This is a genomic window from Flavobacterium suzhouense (assembly GCF_042684765.1).
In the GTDB taxonomy this organism is placed as follows: domain Bacteria; phylum Bacteroidota; class Bacteroidia; order Flavobacteriales; family Flavobacteriaceae; genus Flavobacterium; species Flavobacterium suzhouense.
Genome location: NZ_JBHUMD010000029.1, coordinates 112,271 through 133,211, shown reverse-complemented (window position 1 = coordinate 133,211; position 20,941 = coordinate 112,271). Strand labels below are relative to the sequence as shown.

The 20,941-nt window shown below is 36.9% G+C and carries 19 protein-coding genes; 14 read left to right on the top strand and 5 right to left on the bottom strand.

What is annotated here, in order from left to right; all coding sequences use genetic code 11:
* Nucleotides 1–185 precede the first annotated feature (185 nt).
* From recG to ACFSR3_RS15480, 10 genes are all read left to right on the top strand, one after another.
* Nucleotides 186–2,285: an ATP-dependent DNA helicase RecG gene (gene recG, locus ACFSR3_RS15525; RefSeq protein WP_379822274.1), complete on the top strand. Its 2,100-nt coding sequence runs from the start codon at nucleotides 186–188 to the stop codon at nucleotides 2,283–2,285.
* A 47-nt stretch (nucleotides 2,286–2,332) separates the two neighbouring features.
* On the top strand, nucleotides 2,333–3,049 hold the full coding sequence (locus ACFSR3_RS15520) for a hypothetical protein (RefSeq protein ID WP_379822272.1): 717 nt from the start codon (nucleotides 2,333–2,335) through the stop codon (nucleotides 3,047–3,049).
* Nucleotides 3,036–4,328, top strand: a complete 1,293-nt coding sequence (locus ACFSR3_RS15515) for a hypothetical protein (protein ID WP_379822271.1) — start codon at nucleotides 3,036–3,038, stop codon at nucleotides 4,326–4,328. Before ACFSR3_RS15520 ends, ACFSR3_RS15515 begins: the two co-directional genes overlap by 14 nt.
* An 8-nt stretch (nucleotides 4,329–4,336) precedes the next feature.
* Complete coding sequence (locus ACFSR3_RS15510) at nucleotides 4,337–5,605, top strand: hypothetical protein (RefSeq protein WP_379822270.1); 1,269 nt, start codon at nucleotides 4,337–4,339, stop codon at nucleotides 5,603–5,605.
* A gap of 92 nt (nucleotides 5,606–5,697) precedes the next feature.
* Entirely contained in the window at nucleotides 5,698–6,471 is a 774-nt protein-coding gene (xth, locus tag ACFSR3_RS15505; RefSeq protein WP_379822269.1) for an exodeoxyribonuclease III, read from the top strand.
* A 386-nt stretch (nucleotides 6,472–6,857) separates the two neighbouring features.
* On the top strand, nucleotides 6,858–7,580 hold the full coding sequence (locus ACFSR3_RS15500; protein ID WP_379822268.1) for a hypothetical protein: 723 nt from the start codon (nucleotides 6,858–6,860) through the stop codon (nucleotides 7,578–7,580).
* Between the two features lie 777 nt (nucleotides 7,581–8,357).
* Nucleotides 8,358–9,224 (top strand): bestrophin family protein, encoded by an 867-nt coding sequence (locus ACFSR3_RS15495; protein WP_379822267.1) that lies wholly within the window; start codon nucleotides 8,358–8,360, stop codon nucleotides 9,222–9,224.
* 166 nt (nucleotides 9,225–9,390) lie between these two features.
* Complete coding sequence (locus ACFSR3_RS15490) at nucleotides 9,391–9,561, top strand: hypothetical protein (RefSeq protein WP_379822266.1); 171 nt, start codon at nucleotides 9,391–9,393, stop codon at nucleotides 9,559–9,561.
* A gap of 138 nt (nucleotides 9,562–9,699) precedes the next feature.
* A complete protein-coding gene (locus ACFSR3_RS15485) occupies nucleotides 9,700–10,359 on the top strand; it encodes a hypothetical protein (protein WP_379822265.1) in 660 nt (219 codons plus the stop codon).
* 31 nt (nucleotides 10,360–10,390) lie between these two features.
* The gene (locus tag ACFSR3_RS15480; protein WP_379822264.1) at nucleotides 10,391–10,984 is read left to right on the top strand and encodes a hypothetical protein; all 594 of its coding nucleotides are present in this window, start codon (nucleotides 10,391–10,393) and stop codon (nucleotides 10,982–10,984) included.
* A gap of 512 nt (nucleotides 10,985–11,496) precedes the next feature.
* On the opposite strand, the gene ACFSR3_RS15475 is transcribed toward ACFSR3_RS15480, so the two are convergent.
* The 5 genes from ACFSR3_RS15475 to ACFSR3_RS15455 all read right to left on the bottom strand — a co-directional run bounded on the left by ACFSR3_RS15475 (nucleotide 11,497) and on the right by ACFSR3_RS15455 (nucleotide 15,227).
* Nucleotides 11,497–12,021 (bottom strand): class I SAM-dependent methyltransferase, encoded by a 525-nt coding sequence (locus ACFSR3_RS15475; RefSeq protein WP_379822263.1) that lies wholly within the window; start codon nucleotides 12,019–12,021, stop codon nucleotides 11,497–11,499.
* 77 nt (nucleotides 12,022–12,098) lie between these two features.
* Complete coding sequence (locus ACFSR3_RS15470) at nucleotides 12,099–12,863, bottom strand: oxygenase MpaB family protein (RefSeq protein ID WP_379822262.1); 765 nt, start codon at nucleotides 12,861–12,863, stop codon at nucleotides 12,099–12,101.
* Nucleotides 12,864–12,976: 113 nt separating this feature from the next.
* Entirely contained in the window at nucleotides 12,977–13,276 is a 300-nt protein-coding gene (locus tag ACFSR3_RS15465; protein WP_379822261.1) for a winged helix-turn-helix domain-containing protein, read from the bottom strand.
* Nucleotides 13,273–13,899, bottom strand: coding sequence for a hypothetical protein (locus ACFSR3_RS15460; protein ID WP_379822259.1), 627 nt, complete (start codon nucleotides 13,897–13,899; stop codon nucleotides 13,273–13,275). The genes ACFSR3_RS15465 and ACFSR3_RS15460 overlap by 4 nt, the downstream gene beginning before the upstream one ends.
* 65 nt (nucleotides 13,900–13,964) lie before the next feature.
* Nucleotides 13,965–15,227 (bottom strand): BamA/TamA family outer membrane protein, encoded by a 1,263-nt coding sequence (locus ACFSR3_RS15455; protein WP_379822258.1) that lies wholly within the window; start codon nucleotides 15,225–15,227, stop codon nucleotides 13,965–13,967.
* Nucleotides 15,228–15,538: 311 nt separating this feature from the next.
* Here ACFSR3_RS15455 and ACFSR3_RS15450 point away from each other — a divergent pair, with 311 nt between their 5' ends.
* From ACFSR3_RS15450 to ACFSR3_RS15435, 4 genes are all read left to right on the top strand, one after another.
* Nucleotides 15,539–17,452 (top strand): SPFH domain-containing protein, encoded by a 1,914-nt coding sequence (locus tag ACFSR3_RS15450; RefSeq protein ID WP_379822257.1) that lies wholly within the window; start codon nucleotides 15,539–15,541, stop codon nucleotides 17,450–17,452.
* A 366-nt stretch (nucleotides 17,453–17,818) separates the two neighbouring features.
* On the top strand, nucleotides 17,819–18,751 hold the full coding sequence (locus tag ACFSR3_RS15445) for a formylglycine-generating enzyme family protein (protein ID WP_379822256.1): 933 nt from the start codon (nucleotides 17,819–17,821) through the stop codon (nucleotides 18,749–18,751).
* A gap of 66 nt (nucleotides 18,752–18,817) precedes the next feature.
* Nucleotides 18,818–19,819: a DUF481 domain-containing protein gene (locus ACFSR3_RS15440; RefSeq protein WP_379822255.1), complete on the top strand. Its 1,002-nt coding sequence runs from the start codon at nucleotides 18,818–18,820 to the stop codon at nucleotides 19,817–19,819.
* Nucleotides 19,820–19,893: 74 nt separating this feature from the next.
* Nucleotides 19,894–20,793, top strand: a complete 900-nt coding sequence (locus ACFSR3_RS15435; protein WP_379822254.1) for a hypothetical protein — start codon at nucleotides 19,894–19,896, stop codon at nucleotides 20,791–20,793.
* Nucleotides 20,794–20,941: the final 148 nt, after the last annotated feature.

Genomic DNA, 20,941 nt, shown 5'->3' with positions numbered 1-20,941 from the left:
AAGGTTATGAGATAAGGTTTTAAAAATCGGGGCATTCTTAATATTCAAAACAAATTTAACATTTAACAGCTTTCGAAATGTTATATTTTACACAAATTTTCTTATAATGTGAGAGGGTGTTTTTTACTATTTTTTGCATACCTGACTCCCCTTTCTTACCTTCGTACTTCAATCTATAAGCCTGAATGAACAACCTACTCGAAACTCCCATAGAATACCTGAAAGGCGTGGGTCCGGCGCGCGGTGAGCTGCTCCGGAAAGAGTTGGGCATCCATAAATATGGCGACCTCATAAATCTTTACCCCAACCGCTACATCGACCGTACCCGCTACTACAAGATCCACGAGCTGCTAAACAGCAACAGTGAGGTTCAGGTCGTGGGAAAAGTAATTAACCTGAAATCGGTTGGGGAGAAACGCACACGCCTTGTAGCCACCTTTACCGATGGTACGGGCGAAATGGAACTCGTTTGGTTTCAGGGGCAAAAATGGATTCGTGAGAACCTGAAGATCAACGTGCCGTATGTGGTGTTTGGCAAGGCGAGCGCATTCAATGGTGTGTTTAATATGGCGCACCCCGAAATGGAACTCCTCACCGAACACGAGCAGAGCCTTCGTAGTGCCATGCAGCCTATCTACCCTTCTACCGAGAAGCTGATACAACGCGGCATTACCAACAAGGTTGTGAACAAGATCATGCAGCAGCTCTTTATCGAGACACAGGCATTATTCAGCGAACCGTTGCCAGCACATCTTGTAAACGAATTGCAGCTAATTCCTAAGAACGCTGCCCTTTTCAACATACATTTTCCGAAGAGTCAGGATTTGCTTGCAAGGGCACAGTTCCGGCTGAAGTTTGAGGAACTGTTCTTTATACAGCTACAGCTGATAACCAAGAATATCATCCGTAAGCATAAGATAAAAGGCCACGCTTTTGATAAGGTAGGCACTTACTTTAACGACTTTTACAATAACCACCTGCCTTTTGACCTCACGGGAGCCCAGAAACGCGTTCTCAAAGAGATACGTCACGATATGGGGCAACCCGCACAAATGAATCGCCTGTTACAGGGTGACGTAGGTTCGGGGAAGACAATCGTTGCTATGATGAGCATGCTGCTGGCACTGGATAACGGTTTTCAGGCGTGTTTGATGGCACCAACGGAAATCCTTGCCAATCAGCATTTTTTAGGATTAAGCGAGTTGGCTACACCATTAGGAATCAACATAAAAATACTGACCGGTTCAACTAAAACTTCAGAACGAAAAATCATACACGAGCAGCTTGAGTCGGGGGAATTGCATATCATTATAGGCACCCACGCCCTGCTCGAAGACAAGGTACAATTCAAAAACCTCGGGCTTGCGATTATAGATGAGCAGCACCGTTTTGGCGTGGAGCAGCGCAGCAAACTCTGGCATAAGAATGAGATTCCGCCGCACGTGCTGGTGATGACCGCCACCCCTATTCCACGTACGCTGGCTATGAGCCTGTATGGCGATCTGGATATCTCGGTTATCGATGAGCTGCCTCCGGGACGTAAACCCATACAGACCGTACACCGCTACGACAGCAACCGACTTAAGGTTTGGGCGTTCCTGCGCGAGGAAATCGCCAAAGGCCGACAGATATACATCGTTTACCCGCTGATACAGGAAAGCGAGAAAATGGACTACAAAGACCTGATGGACGGTTACGAGAGTATTTCGCGCGACTTCCCGCTGCCACAATACAGCGTGAGCATTGTACACGGAAAAATGAAACCCTCGGAAAAGGACAGCGAAATGGAACGCTTTGCTAAAGGAAAAACAAATATCATGGTAGCTACTACCGTTATTGAGGTGGGCGTAAACGTACCCAATGCCAGCGTGATGATCATAGAGAGTGCCGAGCGTTTTGGACTTTCGCAGCTGCACCAGTTACGCGGGCGCGTGGGCCGTGGTGCCGAGCAAAGCTACTGCATACTTATGACAGGCCAGAAACTAAGCAACGACAGCAAGATACGTATGGAAACCATGTGCCGTACCAACGACGGCTTTGAAATCTCTGAGGTTGACCTAAAACTGCGCGGCCCCGGCGACATTATGGGTACGCAACAAAGCGGTGTCCTGAACCTGCAGATTGCCGACCTCGTTAAAGACCGCGACATACTACAGTTGGCACGACAGTACGCCATTAAGATACTTAAGGATGATGCCGCCCTGGCAAAACCCGAGCATACCGCCTTACGTAATGCCTTCCTTGAAATTAGCAAGAAGAAGAATATTTGGAATTATATTTCGTAAACGTTGTAAGAAATTTAACTAACTTTATAAACTATATTAGTTAATGCATGGTTAATAAAGTTATGATTGAAATAGATTTTCCTTACTATTTTTTTGGTTCAAAAGATTCACTAGATATAGATGTTATGATTAATCATCCTCAAGCATCAGGAATAGAAAGAGATAAAGAACTTATCAATGATATAAAGCAAAAATATCCTTCAACTACCGATTGGAATATAAATATTATTACTATTGATAATGGTGTTGTGACTAACACAATTCCTTCAAAAGGAAATCCTGACGGGGTTAACAATAGTCTTTATGAGACCTATAATCTCCATAAACAAAAGTACCCATTTCCTTTGTTAAATAAAGTTGAAAGAGATTGTAATACAGCAATTGAAAAGTGTCTATCTTACATATTTACATTTTACAAAAACACGGAATGTAAAAACCTTTATAAATATATTCCCAAAGAAATAAAAAATGGTAAAGCTGAAATATCTATAAGATTAGAACATTTAAAAAATATTGACCTAACACATTTACCATATTTAGAAGACATAAAAAATAAGAATGCTTTCAAAAGTTTAGCATTTAACATAGGCCAAACAATCTCTTTAATAAACGGAATTGAAATATATACAAAATCAGATTTAGTATATTACCATATTAATCTAAGTTCTTTTATTAAACGTGAAAGTATAGGTGATTTAAAAATAATTAATCAAAAAAAAGAAGAATTAATACAGAAAATAAAAGAATTTTATGGACTTGATTAAACTAAACATATTAAAAGCAAAGTCAATAGGAAAAAACAAGCATTGGTTACTTTGTGAGGGTAATTTATATGATTACTTAACTTCTCTAAAAACAGATTTTTATGAATATGCAATACAAAGAAAAATTGTTAGGAACGATTATCTCGATCAACTTTTCAAAACTGTGGAAAATGGGGAACCTTTCCCTGTTATAACGCTTACAACTCAATTTAATCACAAAATTAAACAGGGAGAAAATATTGAATTTGATCCTTTAAAAGTTGAAATACTTGATGGTCTTCAAAGAACTTTCCGATTATGGGCACATATTAAACTTTTTGAGGCATATAATAAATCTAAAAATCAAGGTCATGGAAAAACATTAGAGTTCATAAGAGAATTTAAAAGTAGTGATGATGGAGGTTTGTTTTTTGAATTTGGAGTATTTAAAAGTTCATACATCAGAAAATTAATAGAAGAAAATCGCATAAAATCTATAAAAGATGTTTGTGAAAAATTTGAAGTATATTTTTATGTTTGGCTTAATCTCGAAGAAATTGAAATCGTTAATAAGATGCTGCTTTTAAATCTGGGTCAAAAATCTGTGTCTCCTAAACATCAATTTGAACTATTATTCCTTAATTTTTATAAACGATTTAATAATCATGATTCAAAAGTAAAAATCATTCGAGAAAGAGAAACGGTAGCAAAAACTTTAAGAGGCGAAAATCGTGAACCAGGTAATTTTTTATTTTCATCAGTGATAATTTCTATGCTATCATTTTATGAAGGTAAGGCAAAAAGAGTTAATAAAAATGATCTTGGCTTTTCAATTGAAAGCGAAGATGATTTTGATGCTCCAATTTTTAAAATATTATTTAATAAAGATTTTATCTTAAATTTCCTTAACTCCCTTTACGACATTGATAATCAATTTAAAAAATCTTACGCAGGGAAAGGAATAAAATGGTTCGGCAAAGACACAACTCTCAGTGGAGTATTTGCAGGTATATCCGATTATCTAGAAGTAAGTAATATTCTCGCTGATATAGATAATGATTTAAGTGATTCTCAATTCGAAGAAATTAGAGAAAATTTATTAAAATTAACTAATAAGGGTAAAAATCAATTCATAAAAAATGTAAAAAATGGAAACATTGACTTAGAAGGATTTGAAAAGGCATATGAAAATCTTTCAAGTCGTTCAATTAATATTGGCAATGTAGTCAGGACAGGAGTAAAAGAGTATGTTTGTGACATGCTGAATGAAGAGCAAGCTAATTGGTCAAACTATATATAATTAAAATTATGACAGTTAGTGAAGCAATAATAAAATTTATAGATTTAATATTTGAAGTATTTAATCTAGAAAAAGATGAAAATTACGAAGATCTTTCAAAAATTTCTGATTTTTCAGAGTATGTTATATCAAAATTAGGTGATGATAAAATATTTTTAAAACCCCTTTTAGAATGTTTCAAAAATCTTCAAATAGATGATGAGACTCTTGAAAGAGATACTCAAAGTTTTACAAATATTATAACTGCTGAAATAATTGATTATAATCAGAATAGCAATTTTAAAATGAGATATAGAAAGTTTGGTTTTGCAAATTCATATGGATCACATTTACCAATAGAATTTTTACATAATGAAAAGTACTATCAAAGTCCTTCATCTCCTTTTAAATTAATTAATGGAGAGTATAACCCTACAAACTCTTTTAATGCCCTTATAGATTTTATCATTAAAGATAATGAAGGTGTATCACTTATAGAATTAATAAAATCGATCAGAGACAAAAAAAATAATTTGTCTTTACTCATTAACAAGAAAGCAAACATATCATCTATTAATCTCTATTCATATTTGTATTACGATTTTTTGTCTACTCAAGGACATACTGAACTGGATGAGAATCATAAACATGAAAAAAATTCCCCACTTTTTTTAAATATTGACCCTGATTTAAATAATGATAATGACTTTACTCAATTTTTTGAATTAGCTGATGTAATAAATGAGGCTAATTTTTGCCCCGATTTGTTAACAAGGTATTTGAAATTTTATCATCAGTTGGAATATATAGCTTATCGTATAGAAATAAAAAAAATCGCTAAGAATGCTGATCTTGAAAGATCATTCATAACAGATATACATAAAATTGCTGGATCTTCCCATAAAGACAGTGAAGAGACTATATTTAAAAATAAAATATCTGAGCTCTTTACTGGTCGAAATAGTATTTTCAAAACACAATATCAAACAATTAGCGAAGCTAATCGAAATGTTTTAGATGAATTAACTATGTCAAAATTTGGTATTAAATTATCTGTTGCCGATAATGATACAGAGTTTTTGACAAAATTATTAAAACTCATTTACAAACTTAGAAATTGTGTTGTGCATAACAAAGAAAGTGAATTTCATTTAACAATAACAAAATTAGATTCTTATCCAGTACTAAAAATATTTTTACCATGGGTAATTAACATCTTTGAATCAAAAGTCGACTCCTTATTAAGAAATTTTGACAACAAATTAAAATATGAAAATAATTCTATAAAATTATATTAATTGCATGTTATTCTACACATTCAGCTTACAGACTCTCTAAAATTTTAATTAATCCTTTTCCTCCTATCACAACTATTCCCTAACTTAGGAATATGAAAATAGCAACCTATAACGTAAACGGGGTAAATGGCAGGCTTCCGGTATTGCTGCAATGGCTTGGCGAGGCACAGCCGGATATCGTATGCCTTCAGGAACTGAAAGCCCCGCAGGAGAAGTTTCCTGTTGATGAAATCAACAAGGCGGGTTATGATGCGGTGTGGCACGGGCAAAAGCAATGGAATGGTGTCGCCATACTTACCAAAGCCGGTATGGACGTGAAGGAAGTTGGCCGTGTGCTGCCCGGTGATGCTGAAGATGTACAGAGCCGTTACCTGGAGTGTATGGTAAATGATATCCTTATCTGCTGCCTGTATCTGCCGAATGGCAACCCTGCACCGGGGCCTAAATTCGATTATAAGCTAAAATGGTTCCAACGCCTTACCGACCGTGCGCAGGAACTGCTCAACTTTAAGATCCCCGTTATCCTGCTGGGTGACTTCAACGTAATGCCTACCGAACGCGACGTATACAAACCCGAACGCTGGGTAGACGATGCGCTCTTCAGGCCTGAAACGCGTGCTGCTTTTCACAATCTTGTCGCACAGGGCTGGACGGATGCCATACGCCACCTCTATCCTAACGAAACCATATATACCTTTTGGGATTACTTCCGCAATGCCTACGGGCGCGATGCCGGACTGCGCATCGACCATTTCCTTTTGAGTCCGCAACTCGTTGACAAGCTTAAAGATGCCAAGGTTGACAAATACGTACGCGGTTGGGAAAAGACCAGCGACCATGCCCCGGTGTGGATAGAGCTCGGCTAAAACCTCGCGGTTGTTTGGTTTTGGGTTTCGGGTTTCGGGTTTTGGGTTTTGGGTTGCTTACTCTGAATTGGCCTCACCCCTAACCCCTCTCCAAAGAAGAGGGGAACTCAAAGTTGCTTACTCTACCGTAAATATTCTTATGAGAATTCCCCTCCTTCGGAGGGGTGCCCGTAGGGAGGGGTGGTTAATTTTATACCAGGAAGGATATGATAAAACCACCCATTCGTCGTTGCTAACAACACCCCTCTAAAGGAGGGAAATTCTAGTCCTGCCTAAGCACTTACTTTAATGTTAAAAAAAACTTAAAAAATTTAACATTAAAAACCCTTCATAAAGTATTAATTGTTTTTCTTTGCACCAACCAAACAATTATTAAACAAATACTTATGAGTAAGATTAAAATGATGCTGGCAGTGCTTTTACTGGCAGTAACCATGCCGGGCTTTGCCCAGGCTAAAAAGAAAGTTGCTGTTGTTACTTTTTATGCTGACAGGAATATTGACCTTTCGGATGTAGGCGGTGCCGGTGTTACCCTGGTCGCAGAACTTCTGGATGATCCTACGTTCAACCTTAAGCCCCTTATCGACAAGTACCACAACAAATTCTTTAAGGACTACGCTCCTAAATTCCCTTTTGACATTGCCCCTGAAACAACAGTAACCGAAAATGCGGCATATCAGGCCTACCTGCCGGAATATAAACCCGGTTATGAGGTTACACGCTATGTTGTACCTGCCGGATATAAGGCTATAGATGCTTATTATGGCAAAAAGAACGTAAAGGAAATGGTTAAATTATTTTCCGATTATGATGGCGTACTGTTTGTATACATTTCATTCTCAATGAACAAAGGTTTTGGCGTTGGCGGTACGGCAACTACAAAAATGAAAGCGTACACAAATATCACACTGTATAATAAACTTGGCACTAAAGTATTTACTATCAACGAAAATGCCAATGCCAAACAAACAGGTATGATGGTTAGTGGTGTACCTGTACTGGATGCCAACAAGGTAATGCCACAGTGTGAGAGCGCCCTTGAAGAACTTATGGAAGATCTTGACAAAAGACTTCAGAAAATTATAGACAAAAGTGCTAAAAAACTGTAAATTACACGATTTCATAAATTAGTTGCACCAAAACACAACATAAGGCATCATATATAAGCTACCTTTATACTGTGCTATAACAAGTTATAGTTTTGTAAGGATCTTATTGGTTATGCAAATCCCTTCTGTAAAAACAGAAGGGATTTTCTTTTTATATGGCTTTCAACACTTTACAGATTAACAATCCCGCTTACCGCTTAAATCCGGCCTTTTACCTCAATAAATTTTTTATGTGATTACAGGAGGTTACATTTGATATAACATTTAATTACAATGTTTATGAAAAATGCCCCCACACATTTGTTCGTGAAGCACCTTAGATTGACACTTTCAGCATTTGCGTACTCAATTGCGCACCTGCAGGAAATCATCAGGTTATGAACACAAAAGGCAGGCTTTTCAGAAAGGCCTGCCTTTTAGATTTTCTCCCGGACCGACCCATGCATGCTGATTAAAAATTAATCCGCGAAAATATATTACTCCCTAAACTTTTCCGGCTAACTGCAATCCGGAACTAACACTGCAAAATTACAACCGCAATTTTAACCTTTACTGAAATGATTCTTTCAGTCATGATATAGTATTTTTCCGTATGCGATTTTTGCTAAATTTGTGTGCTTTCTCAAAAGTGTCGCGAAAAGTAACATTAAAAATTAGTTTACTGATAAACAACACTTTAGCCCTCTCTAATTTTACGCACAAAAATGGCGTTTTGAGAACAAAAAGTGCAATATTAATTTTACATCTAATTTGTTAAAAACAAAGAAATAACACAATATGATTTCATACAATCCTAAGGAATGGTTTTCGTTTATTTTCAGGTTTCACAAAGGTGAAACGTTTGGCAAATTATTGCCACTGATGGTTGCCATAGCAGCATACTCCGCTCTTATAGCTTTTCTTGAGATAGAAGTGTTTAAACTATCCGAAACCAGTCATGTAAAGAATGTAACCGTAATGCATACCATGTTAGGTTTTGTGATTTCATTGTTGCTGGTTTTTAGAACGAATACGGCGTACGATCGCTGGTGGGAAGGCCGCCGTATGTGGGGCGGACTCGTAAACAGCAGCCGTAACCTCGCCCTGAAACTGGCAGTAATGCTTAAAGATAAAGAAGATAAAGAGCTGTTCAGAAAGCTGATACCTGCTTATGCTGAGGTACTAAGCCAGCACCTTAAAAGTGCTGATATAAACCACGAATTGTTTGACGATATAACACTTTCCACAAACCTTTACAATCATAAACCCAACCAGATAGCCAAAACGATTATGGCCAAGCTGAACGACCTTTACCTGGCAGGCAAACTTAGTGGCGAACAGCTTATTGTGCTAAACGCCGAAATACAGTCATTTACCGATATCTGTGGCGCCTGCGAACGCATTAAAAACACGCCTATACCCTTTTCCTACAGTGCTTTTATCAAGAAATTCATTTTCGCTTATGTTGTAACGCTGCCTTTTGGTTATGTGTTCCAGTTGGGCTATTATGTTATACCAGTCGTGGTGTTCATTTTTTATGTACTCTCCAGCCTTGAGCTTATCGCTGAAGAAATCGAAGAACCTTTCGGGGATGATGCTAACGACCTGCCTACCACTAAAATGGCCGAGAATATCAGGAAAAACGTAGAGGAACTGTTGTATTAGGGCGTGCCCTCCATTGCATTACGGTCGGGCTGTTCGCTATACCCACTCCTTCGTCGCGGGGTGCCGCTGCCATCCCTCACGCGGGTTTTTCGTTAAGAAGGATTTATTACGTTTTTAACAAAAAAACAAAATATCATTCATAACTTTAAGAAATAAAATTTGAGCTATGAACGATAAAAAAAACACCTCCGAAGGAAAAACTTTAGCCGACGACAATGTAAGTAATAACGCACATTATTCTAAAGATGGGAAAATCACCCGGGAGGATGATCGCGACCGTAATAAAAGTATGGACGACTGGAACGCCGAACAAAACAGATCCGGACGTAATAAGTAGTGACTTTACCTTTGTAAAACAACACATTACAAATCAGAGAGATGCGTAAACACCAATAAATTGGCATATTAATTGCAATAAATTTCTAAAATTTTGGTTAGTTTTGTCAGGAACAGCCCTTATAAAAGGTTCAATTTTATGCAGAGACGTTACTTAAAATACGCTATATTATCGCTATTAATCACATCAGGTACAGCAGCATTCGCCCAGATTGATAATCCTATGGGCGGAATGGCCATCCCTAAAGCTAAATCTACAGTTACGCCTTCAGCAATCCCTGCAAAAACTGACTTACCTTCGAGCGTTATGCCTCCCGCTAAGACCTACAATGCCACGGATTTAACCAAGAAAAAGGAAGAATTCAGCATGATCAAAAAGGAGGAATTCGTTAACAGAGGCACTGAATATCAGGACAGAGTAAACCAGAGCGTACAGCAAAAAGGGGAGTCAAATGAAGCCTTTCGAGGTAACCAGAGTTTTGGGGAAATCCGCACAAAATCGAACTATTTCACCATATTCTCAGCTGATTACGGCCTTGAAGACGGCGACAGGATAAGAGTTTTAGTCAACGACAGGGTTGTAATACCGGAATTTACACTTACAAACAACAGCAAAGCCCTCCAAATAATGCTTCAGCCCGGATTTAACAAAATTGAGTTTGAAGCTATGAATCAGGGAACTTCTGGACCAAATACTGCTCAATTTACTGTTATTGATGACCATGAGAAGCAATTAATGTCAAATCAGTGGAATCTCGCCACAGGATTTAAAGCTTCTGTTATGGTTATAAAAGAATAGTGATTATATTTGTCTCTAAGCGCATTCAACAATGAGACAATTAATACTATCTACCCTTTTTATCATTCACGGACTTTCAGCAATAGCTCAGGATCATGAGGCAACCATGTATTTTACTGATGGTACTGATGTTGCCGGTTTTGCATCAATAAAATTCATTAAGGAATCTTTTTACGGGATGCCTAAAGATAAGATATCATTCAGGGTCTCTGAAGATGATCAAGCTGAACTTTGGGATGAAGAAACGGTAGCTAAAATTGTTTTTCACGATATGGGAGCGCCTGTTACGTTTGAATACATTAACATTACTTACGTAGACGGAGTACAGGCATCACTCTTTCAGGTTATTGAACCTGGCGAAATAACACTTTATGCAGAAGCTGTAACCGTTTGGGACACAAAAAATGACAAAATAATCCCTCCAATGCCCAAAAACATAAAAGCGAAAAGGGCTACAGAAAAAGACTTTGCTATACTTAGCAATAAAAAGAAAATTACCGCCTATTTTCAATGTCAGGGAATTAACGATCGTTTGGAGAGTGGAGAATTCAACAGCCATACACTTGTCGAGATGGTTAATTACTACAATGAAAACTGCGCAGTTAATACGTCTGAGCAAAAGTAAAACACTATATAGGTGTTAATAGAAAACATGTGCCAGATATACTATTGAGTAGCAACAAATGCACCATATTGATTTGGCATCTAATCGCTTGAACAACTTTTGTTTTACCATCGTTTTGGTTTGATAAAAAGCCAGCAACCAAAAGAAGAGTGAAAAGAGGATATCCATCCAGTCAAATCTTCCATTTGCAATGTGAAATAGCTGAAACAGTTCCATAATCACTGCCGTTATAAAAGGAAGGAATACAAGATTATATTTTCTTTTCCCTATCATCAGGCAAAATGGCCCGGAAAGTATAGTTATACAATATATCCATAAACCTTCGGGTAGAGAAAACACTATGTAATCATTTAAAGGTAAAATCGTTATTATTTTCGATTTCAGAGCTATATATTCCTCATAAGAAAATAGCTCAATAATAACTTTGTTTATCAGGGTTTTTGAAGTTCTGTAAAAAACATAGATATATAATGATATCAGTAGTGATACAACGATGGGTGGTATATATTTTTTCAAGGCTTTGAAAATATTAGCAATTTATAATAAGACCCAAAACCAAGTTCAGACTGTTTTAATAATGAAAATTGGTCCAGTCCTTTTATATCTTTCTGATAAAATGAAGACCTGAAATGCAGGAGTCTGGCAATCGGCTTAAAAAGATTATCTCCATATCTAAGAGCATTATCAGGCGTAAAATGGTTAAGGATAAATAGTTTGCCTCCGGATTTTAATACCCTATAAGCCTCTTCTATCAATCTATCCGGATTTTCTGTTACAGCAATGGAATGAGACATAACAACATAATCAAAGTGATTGTCATGAAATGAAAGATCTTCAGCGTTCATAAGCATCAAACTCACATCATTACTTTCAAAACGTTTTGCTTTAGCAATCATAGCTTCCGAAATATCAACACCTATTACCTTGTGTCCTTTATATAAAGGTAAATACACGCCATCCCCTATTCCAATTTCAAGTAATTTCCCCGGTTCACAGCTATTTACTTCATTAACCAGTACATTTCTTTGAGGGCTCAAAAAGCAATTTATAATGGGGTATAAAATACTTATACGATTATAAAATGTTGCTGTAGCATTCATATCGATACTTCTTATTAAGTTGGAATTATATTAAGTGCGTCAATTTCTTTCTTATACTTATTGGGTATGAGTACCGACTTAATTAAATTATCAAGGTTCATACTCTTGCTTATTTTATAACCGGCAATCAATGGAGCTAAGATCGAAAAACGTCGCATAGAAAGCATATACCTTACTTTATCCGGAACAACAAGTAGCTGCGATTCAAGCATTATCCTGTATCTAAAATCACCCAAATGTTTTCGGTATTGCCTGAACAAGTCGGTAGTATGAACGCTATGTACCATATCCTTCTGTAAATGTTCCTGACGACTTATTTCCCACTCTCTAAAATCCTTCGGCAAACTTTGCAATCCCATACGGCTTCCCACTCTATAAAAGACATTAAATACTTCCTGCTTTTCATCTTCACTAAGCTTACGCTCCAATAGTTCATACGACCTGATTGAATAATCGATGAGCATAAAAAGTACATCTCTATATGCCCAATCAGGAATTTTAAATCCACGTCCCTGCTCCACTCCTTTGTGAATTGCTGCAATTTTATCAATTGAACGTAAAGCAGCATCGTGTTCGGCAAATACAATTGTCCTTGCATACGACACGGTTGAGAAAAGCCGCCCAAGCGGATCTGAAGGCAGCTTCCCTGTAAAATAAAGCCAGTCTACAGCTTTATTAAGTGCGAATTCAGCTGCAGCACCCGCAAATATGAAAAGTATGGTATCACTATTCCCCCATATCTTCCTTACGATCGAATCTTTATCAACAAAATATTCCATAGTTATTATAACCTTTTATTTTAACAAGTTGCTTTCCTTTTACTTCTTAAAATTATCATCAAATAATAATTTTAAAAGAACTTTGAAAAGCAAAGTTGCAGGGTAAATTTTTTTTATTTATGTGATTTCACTAAATTTTCAAGTATACGAAGGTGTTCCAAAAAAGCTGTTTTTCCTTCTTTAGTCATAAAATACCTGGTATTTGGCTTCCTTCCAACAAACGATTTCTCAACAGCTATAAACTCTTCTTTTTCAAGTGCTTTTAAATGACTGGCAAGGTTACCGTCAGTTGCGTCCAGATATTCCTTTAAGGCATTAAAATCCAGGGTCTCATTAACAGCCAGAGCCGACATGATACCAAGCCTGATCCGACTTTCAAATGCCTTATGTAATCCGTTTACTGATATTTTCACCTTTCGTATTTAAAATGTATGTATATACCATATGCAATGTGCGCTACACCAAAACCAAGCGCCCAAAACAACAGGCCATAACCTATATAGTATGAACTTATAAGCCCTAATACAACCTGAATCAATCCTAATATTTTAACGTCTTCAAAAGTATACCTGCTGGCAATAAATAAAGAAAGTCCATAAAATATAAGTGTTAGTGGCGCTACTAAGCCTACAAATCCTTTAGAAATCAAAATTAATATTAATATCCCTCCTATTACGAGTGGTACACCCATATTTACTAACAATCGCCTCGAGGTAGCGTTCCAAAACTTCTCATTTCTTTTTGCTGCTCTTCTACTTGAAAAAAATACGGCGGTGCCAACAGCTAAAACCAAAACGGAAAGAGCAAGAAGCACAAGTTTTACTATACCTCCGGTATAATGCCTTTGTGAAACTGAAGAATAAATAATCTCATCAGGGTTAAAATACAATACTTTATAAGCAATATAGGCTCCGATCAATGCATATATGCCTGCCATGATCCCTGCCCATCCGGAAAGGGAAAGAAATTTAGTAGATTTCTCCATCATGGAGCGTATCTCTGAAATGTCACGGATATAATCCTGCTGCTGTTTCATAAAAAAGTACTTTATAATACAAAGTTAATAATTAGCCTGACACCGCAAAATTATTTTTCAGGAATTTAAAATGTTTCTCCCGCATTAAGATAAAAACCATCGGAATGACGCCCTTTGGCGTAATCAGCAATAAGATTGGTACGCGTAGCCTTATCAATCATAATGCGTAAACCTACACCAATAGCAGGTTGAATATACCTGAAAAGATGTATATTCTCTTCCTTATTGCTGGCAGTAACAAAGTTTGTAAATACCGTGCCGCCCAACAATTGATTACAGGTTATCGGAAAACGGAATTCTGTAGAAAAATAGATAAGATTTGGCCCTCTGAAAAGTCCCTGAGTATAGCCCTCCCCACTTCTGCTTCTCTGGTCCCATCCTATGGCGGGTAAGCTTAAATAAGGAACACGACCACGGGTAACAAACTGTCCGTAAGCCCATAATGCTAATGTAAAGTTCTCATTCTTTTTAGATACAGGTATAAAATTGCGGTATTCGGCATATAAAATATTACTCCAGTGCTGATTGTCGAAAATTTTGGGATTCATTCTGTAGTTTAAGTTCGCATACCAGCCTCGTTTGGCATTAACCTGATTATCCCTTGAGTCAAAAGTAACATTTGCACTGAACCCATTCATAAAATACTCCTTATCATTAAAATCATACTTTTTACTATAATTATAATGATGCGTATATATACCATTTTCTGGATCAAGTAATTTATCATTTATATCAGAATACCAATCTACATTAATCCCTCCTCCTACATAAAGATTATCTTTTACTTCATAAGAAACCGTCTGATGAAATTTAAGATAGTTATAGTCCATTGGCTCGGCAATAGATTCTATTGAAAAATCTTTATCATGTGATGGTATTATGCCAGTGCCCAAACCATAATTAGCCTGTGTAAAAATATAAAAACGATAGTCTCCACTTAAATACCATGAGTTACCCTTTAATAAAATGTTATTCTTTACATTTATCATCAGCTGTTTTTTTGCAGTGTAAACAACTCCGAGGTTAGCCAAAGAATATTTATCATTTATACCTTTTCCTTTAAAAGTATATTGCGCAACTGCTCCATACATAAATCCCGTAGCAGGTTGTGAGCCTATAATAGGAATGACTAAGAAAAAGCTATTCTTAACAGGCTTTACGACAAGCAAGGAATCCTTCTTCTTAAACAATTCGAATAAGGTTTTTGGCGCACATGGCGATTCTAAATCCATAGTTTCCTGTGAGAAAACATATTGGGAAATCAGCAACATCATACACGTCAGCAAGATGTTGATCTTAGAACTAAAGCATCTATTAGCTATACCCATGGTAAGAGTTATCTTAAACTTTCGGCAAGTTACTGATAATAAACATTCAATATTTTTTTAAGTCAGTGAATGCGTTTCATTTTACAACCTGAAACATAATTAATATCATGCTAAATAAAATAACCTCTGAAAATTGTTAAAATTCAAAAAACCAACTATAGTTTACTTTAAAAAAAATAATCGCTTAAAATGACAATTTAGCACCTTAAAATGAGGAATTTTTTAAGGGTAGATCTGCAAAAAAATATTTAGTTAAAATTGTTATTTTCGATTTCTGTTAACAGTAATTTTGTAGTCTAAATCTGTTAGTTATGACAACAAATGTATTGAGCTACTGGTGGATCATACCGGTGCTTTTATGTGTTTTTGGGTACAAATTTGTACTCCGTGTATTTTTTGGAATGGTTATCGTTCCTGAAGATAAAATTGGCCTTGTTACCAAAAAATTTGTACTGTTTGGTGAAAATAAATCACTCCCGGATGGCCGAATTGTGGCAACAAAAGGGGAAGCTGGTTTTCAGGCACAAACCTTGGCCCCAGGACTTTACTGGATGAAATGGATATGGCAATACAGTATTGACATGACCTCTTTTACGATTATTCCTGAAGGAAAAATTGGTTTGATTTTAAGTAAAGACGGTATGGAAATACCAACAGGAAGAATCCTTGCAAGAAAAGTTGAGAGCGATAACTTTCAGGATGCCAGTGCATTTCTTCAAAATGGCGGACAGAAAGGACGTCAAACGGCTTTTATCACAACAGGATCATACAGAATAAATACCTTTTTGTTTGAAGTTATTATCTCCGATCAGGTCAAGATTTTTGAGAACATGGTAGGAATTGTAACTGCGCTGGATGGAGAGCCAATACCAATAGGCCAGATTGCAGGTAAATTTGTTGAAAATCACAACAACTTTCAGGATCTTGATGAGTTTCTTAACAAAGGAGGTAATCGGGGTTTACAGCCGCAGGTAATGCTTGCAGGTACTTATTATCTAAACACCTGGGGAGTTTTAATAGAGCAGATACCAATGACCGATGTACCTATTGGTTATGTAGGGGTAGTTATATCATATATTGGTGAAGACGGTGAGGATATGACTGGAGAAACATTTAAACACGGTAACATTGTTGCTAAAGGAAACCGTGGTGTATGGATGGAACCGCTTGGTCCCGGCAAGTATGCCATTAATAAATATACGACCAAGCTTGAAGCTGTACCTACAACTAACCTTGTACTAAACTGGGCAAATGCACGTAGTGAATCACATGATCTTGACAAAAACCTGTCAACCATCACTGTTCGTTCAAAAGATGGTTTCCCTTTTAATCTGGATGTAGCTCAAATCATTCATGTTCCGGCTAATGAAGCACCTAAGGTAATTGCACGTTTTGGAAGCATGACTAACCTGGTATCTCAGGTACTTGAACCAACTATTGGTAACTACTTCCGTAACTCTGCACAGGATAGCGATGTGATTTCTTTTCTAAGTACAAGAAAAGAACGTCAGGAATCTGCGAAACATCATATCAAAGCAGTTCTTGACGAATATAATGTTAATGCAGTAGATACACTTATAGGTGATATTGTTCCTCCTGAATCACTAATGAAAACATTAACTGATCGTAAAATAGCTGAGGAAGAGCAAAAAACGTATCAAACTCAAAAAATGGCGCAAGAACAGCGCCAGGGAGTAGAAAAAGAAACAGCAATTGCAGATATGCAAAAGGAGATTGTGCGTGCATCGCAAAGTGTAGAAATTGCTCAACGTACCGCGGATGCAACAGTTAAAAAAGCTGAAGGTGATGCTACCAGTTTAAAACTTAATGTTAATGCTGAGGCAGAGGCTACTAAAATGCGTGCAAATGCAGAGGCTGAAGCTACTAAAGCAAGAGCCGGTGCTCAGGCAGAAGCTACTAAACTAACTGCAAGCGCAGAAGCGGAACGCATTTCTAAAACCGGTTTGGCCGAAGCTGAAAAGATTATGGCAATTGGTAAATCTACCGCTGAAGCTTATCAGTTACAGGTATCGGCTATGGGGGGTGATAACTTTACTAAGTATAAAATTACAGAAGAGATTGGCAAAGGTAATATAAAAGTTATTCCTGATGTTTTAATCTCAGGTAACGGCGGTTCAGACGGTTCCATAAGTGGACTACTAGGATTAAAACTCATGGAAATGATGGATAATGGTAAACCAAACATAAAGGAAAAAACAGAATAACCTGAACCTCAATAAATGTAAATGCTGTCCAATAGGGCAGCATTTTTTTATAATTACTTTACTCTTCTTTATACAATATAGCCTAAATTATCATAAAAAAACTCTTTGTCACACACAATACATTATACAACTACATATTTGTTTAAAAACAGTTAACATGCTAATAAATAAAAACATTATGAATATAGTTATCTTAATTTTAAGATAAATGTAATATCTTTAAGGAACCAATTATTGACCAATCTAAAAATTACGATGAAAATATCATTACTACTATTGGGTAGCCTTTGTTTATTCAGTTGCTAGAAACAACCAAAAGAACTGGCTGTAAATACCAACGAAAAAAACATAAGCAAACCTGCAGGAATGGTTTGGATAGAAGGCGGGAAATTTACTCTTGGCGACAACGATCCTGCAGCACTTCAAATAGAATCACCTGCTATTGAAGCAACAATTGATGGATTTTATATAGATGAAACTGAAGTAACAAACGCTCAGTTTAAAAAATTTGTAGACGCTACAAAATATATAACTGTTGCCGAGCGTCCTGTTGACTGGGAATTCTTAAAAACACAATTGCCTCCCGGTACACCAAAACCCGATGATGCTGACCTTGAACCCGGATCATTAGTTTTTACTCCACCAAATCATGCTGTTACCCTTGAGGATTACTCCAGATGGTGGTCTTGGACTAAAGGCGCAAACTGGAAACATCCGCAAGGCCCTGGTTCAGATATTAAGGAGAAAGATAATTATCCTGTAGTTCATGTAGCTTATGAAGATGCTGAAGCGTATGCAAAATGGGCCGGTAAACGACTTCCAACTGAAGCGGAATGGGAATATGCAGCTCAGGCAGGCAACAATAACAGCAAATTTGCCTGGGGTAACGAACTCAATCCTCAGGGTAAGTATATGGCTAACTTCTTTCAGGGTGAATTTCCTTATAAGAATACTCACGAAGACGGTTACGAAAGGCTTGCACCCGTAAAGAGCTTCCCTCCTAACAAATTTCGTTTGTATGAAGTTATAGGAAACGTTTGGGAATGGACAACTGATTATTACAGACCTGATACTTATGCCAAATATAAAACAGACGGTATGAGAGAATGCCATAGCCCAAAAGGACCTAAAGACAGTTATGACCCTAACGACCCTTATGGTACAAAAAGGGTAATTAAAGGAGGATCATTTTTATGTAGCGAACAATACTGCTCTAACTACCGTCCAAATGCAAGAATGGCTACCTCCATAGACAGCGGGCAGGAACATTTAGGATTTAGATGTGTAAAAGATAAATAGATCTTAAGAACGTAAAAAATGAAAAAAATTAAATGTCATAGATATGTATTTAAACTAATGATATTTATGGCATTAGTTTTTTTCCCTATTATCTCATTCGCCCAAAATGACACCATTATACTTAAAAATAAGGACAGGGTTATCGGTGAAATAAAAGATCTAACAAAAGGGGTATTAACAGTTGAAACCTCTTATAGTGACAGTGATTTTAAAATTGAGTGGCTTAATATCAAACAAATTATAAGTGACCGCAATTTTTTAATAACATTGTCAAACGGAGAGCGTCTTAACAGCACTTTCATTGCTAACCCAAAAGATTCTGCACAGGTAACAATTAATAATAATGGCAAGGAGGTTCAGCTAGCATTAGCCGAGGTCACCTTTATAAAGACAGCAGCAAAGGACAACTTTTTTTCCCGTTTTAAAGCCTCATTATCTGTAGGCTACAACTTTACAAAAAGCCAGAACCTGAGTCAGTTTACTGTACGAAGTACTATGGAATATACAGCAAATAACTGGAGCCTCAGTGGTGCATATAACTCTGTACGCAGTAAGCAAACCAATGTTGAAGAACTTCAGCGGAGCGATGGTAATATTACTTTTAAAGATTATCTGAAAAAAAACTGGTATGCTTTAGCCTCAGCCGATTTTCTCTCAAACGAAGAACAAAAACTTAAATTAAGAACGACCCTCAAAGGCGGTATTGGTAAATATTTTGTTTATACGAATAAAAAGTATTTTGGAGCCGGTACCGGACTTGCCTGGAACAACGAACGCTTTAATGACTCTCTCCAAACTAACAGGAACAGTTTGGAAGCCTTTATAGGATTAGAACTGAATCTTTTCGATTTTGAGGACATCAGCCTACTGTCAAAAGTTACAGCTTATCCCAGCCTGACGGAAAGCAACCGTATAAGAACTGATTTTAGCACCGATTTTAAATATGATCTCCCTCTTGATTTTTTCCTTAAATTAGGAATAACCTATAATTTTGATAGTAAGCCGGTTGAGGGAGCTTCAAAAGATGATTATATAATACAAACCACCTTTGGCTGGGAACTGGATTGACGATGTATTTAAATAGCAGTTTTAATAATCCATACACCTTTTATTAGCAACAGAACAACCCAAAACAAAAACTTATGAGACAACTTGCCACATTACTATTGTTTGCTGTCTTTTATATTCCAGCATTTGCTCAGGATAGCATACCAACTGCTACCGAAACAATAAAAGAGGATCACAAATCCTTTACCGATGATGATGCCGCAACTCTTCCCTGGCATGCCAGACGCTTCCGGCTTATGGTGGGAACTTTTTTTCCGATTAATAATACAACTGTAAAAGTTGCCGGTAACAACGGTAATATTGCTACAGAAATTGATCTTGAGGATGATTTGGGTTTTCAGGATAACACCACCTCTTTTTATGCAAATGCAATGTGGAGAGCCTCTAAAAGATCGAGATTTGAGCTTGAATACTTCTATCTAAACAGGGAATCAAGTAAAACACTTGAAAAGGAAATAACTTTTAACGATCATACTTATCCTGTAAACGCCAGTGTAAATGCTCATTTTAACACTACAATTACACGATTTGCCTATGGCTATGCTATTCTGTGCAAACCAAAATATGAAGTCGGTTTATTAATTGGAACACATTTAATGTTCATAGACCTTGGAATGGGACTTAACACTAACGTAGGAAGTGTGGGAGTCAGCGACAAATTTAAGGTCACCGCTCCCCTGCCTGATTTAGGTATATGGAGCGAGGTTGTTATTACAAGAAAACTAGGATTATATGTTAACGCTAATTACCTGTCTGCCAAAGTAGATAACATCGATGGCCAGATACTTAGCTATAATGTTTCCCTTTTGTATAATGTATTTCAAAACCTTAGTCTCACAGCCGGTTACAGCGGTCTTGACATAGACGTTGAAATTACAAAGAAAAGAGTTAATGGTAGTTTTGACTGGGGTTACAACGGACCATCTCTCGCTGTTACCTATACTTTTGGTAATCACATAAAATTCAGAAAATAAATTGACTCTCAATTATAGTAAAGCCCGTATCAAAACGGGCTTTACTATTCGAAAAAGGAGCGTTAACATTAAATAACATACAATAATTTTGGTTAACCATTAAAATGATGATGTGATGGTAAGTTTGTACTATAAATTTTAAACAATA

Coding starts and splice junctions, on each gene's coding strand:
- ACFSR3_RS15495 (WP_379822267.1), top strand. CDS start 8,358: ATGATTTCATACAATCCTAAGGAATGGTTTTCGTTTATTTTCAGGTTT.
- ACFSR3_RS15480 (WP_379822264.1), top strand. CDS start 10,391: ATGAGACAATTAATACTATCTACCCTTTTTATCATTCACGGACTTTCA.
- ACFSR3_RS15490 (WP_379822266.1), top strand. CDS start 9,391: ATGAACGATAAAAAAAACACCTCCGAAGGAAAAACTTTAGCCGACGAC.
- xth (WP_379822269.1), top strand. CDS start 5,698: ATGAAAATAGCAACCTATAACGTAAACGGGGTAAATGGCAGGCTTCCG.
- ACFSR3_RS15485 (WP_379822265.1), top strand. CDS start 9,700: ATGCAGAGACGTTACTTAAAATACGCTATATTATCGCTATTAATCACA.
- ACFSR3_RS15435 (WP_379822254.1), top strand. CDS start 19,894: ATGAGACAACTTGCCACATTACTATTGTTTGCTGTCTTTTATATTCCA.
- recG (WP_379822274.1), top strand. CDS start 186: ATGAACAACCTACTCGAAACTCCCATAGAATACCTGAAAGGCGTGGGT.
- ACFSR3_RS15445 (WP_379822256.1), top strand. CDS start 17,819: ATGGTTTGGATAGAAGGCGGGAAATTTACTCTTGGCGACAACGATCCT.
- ACFSR3_RS15510 (WP_379822270.1), top strand. CDS start 4,337: ATGACAGTTAGTGAAGCAATAATAAAATTTATAGATTTAATATTTGAA.
- ACFSR3_RS15470 (WP_379822262.1), bottom strand. CDS start 12,863: ATGGAATATTTTGTTGATAAAGATTCGATCGTAAGGAAGATATGGGGG.
- ACFSR3_RS15440 (WP_379822255.1), top strand. CDS start 18,818: ATGGCATTAGTTTTTTTCCCTATTATCTCATTCGCCCAAAATGACACC.
- ACFSR3_RS15460 (WP_379822259.1), bottom strand. CDS start 13,899: ATGAAACAGCAGCAGGATTATATCCGTGACATTTCAGAGATACGCTCC.
- ACFSR3_RS15520 (WP_379822272.1), top strand. CDS start 2,333: ATGGTTAATAAAGTTATGATTGAAATAGATTTTCCTTACTATTTTTTT.
- ACFSR3_RS15500 (WP_379822268.1), top strand. CDS start 6,858: ATGAGTAAGATTAAAATGATGCTGGCAGTGCTTTTACTGGCAGTAACC.
- ACFSR3_RS15450 (WP_379822257.1), top strand. CDS start 15,539: ATGACAACAAATGTATTGAGCTACTGGTGGATCATACCGGTGCTTTTA.
- ACFSR3_RS15455 (WP_379822258.1), bottom strand. CDS start 15,227: ATGGGTATAGCTAATAGATGCTTTAGTTCTAAGATCAACATCTTGCTG.
- ACFSR3_RS15515 (WP_379822271.1), top strand. CDS start 3,036: ATGGACTTGATTAAACTAAACATATTAAAAGCAAAGTCAATAGGAAAA.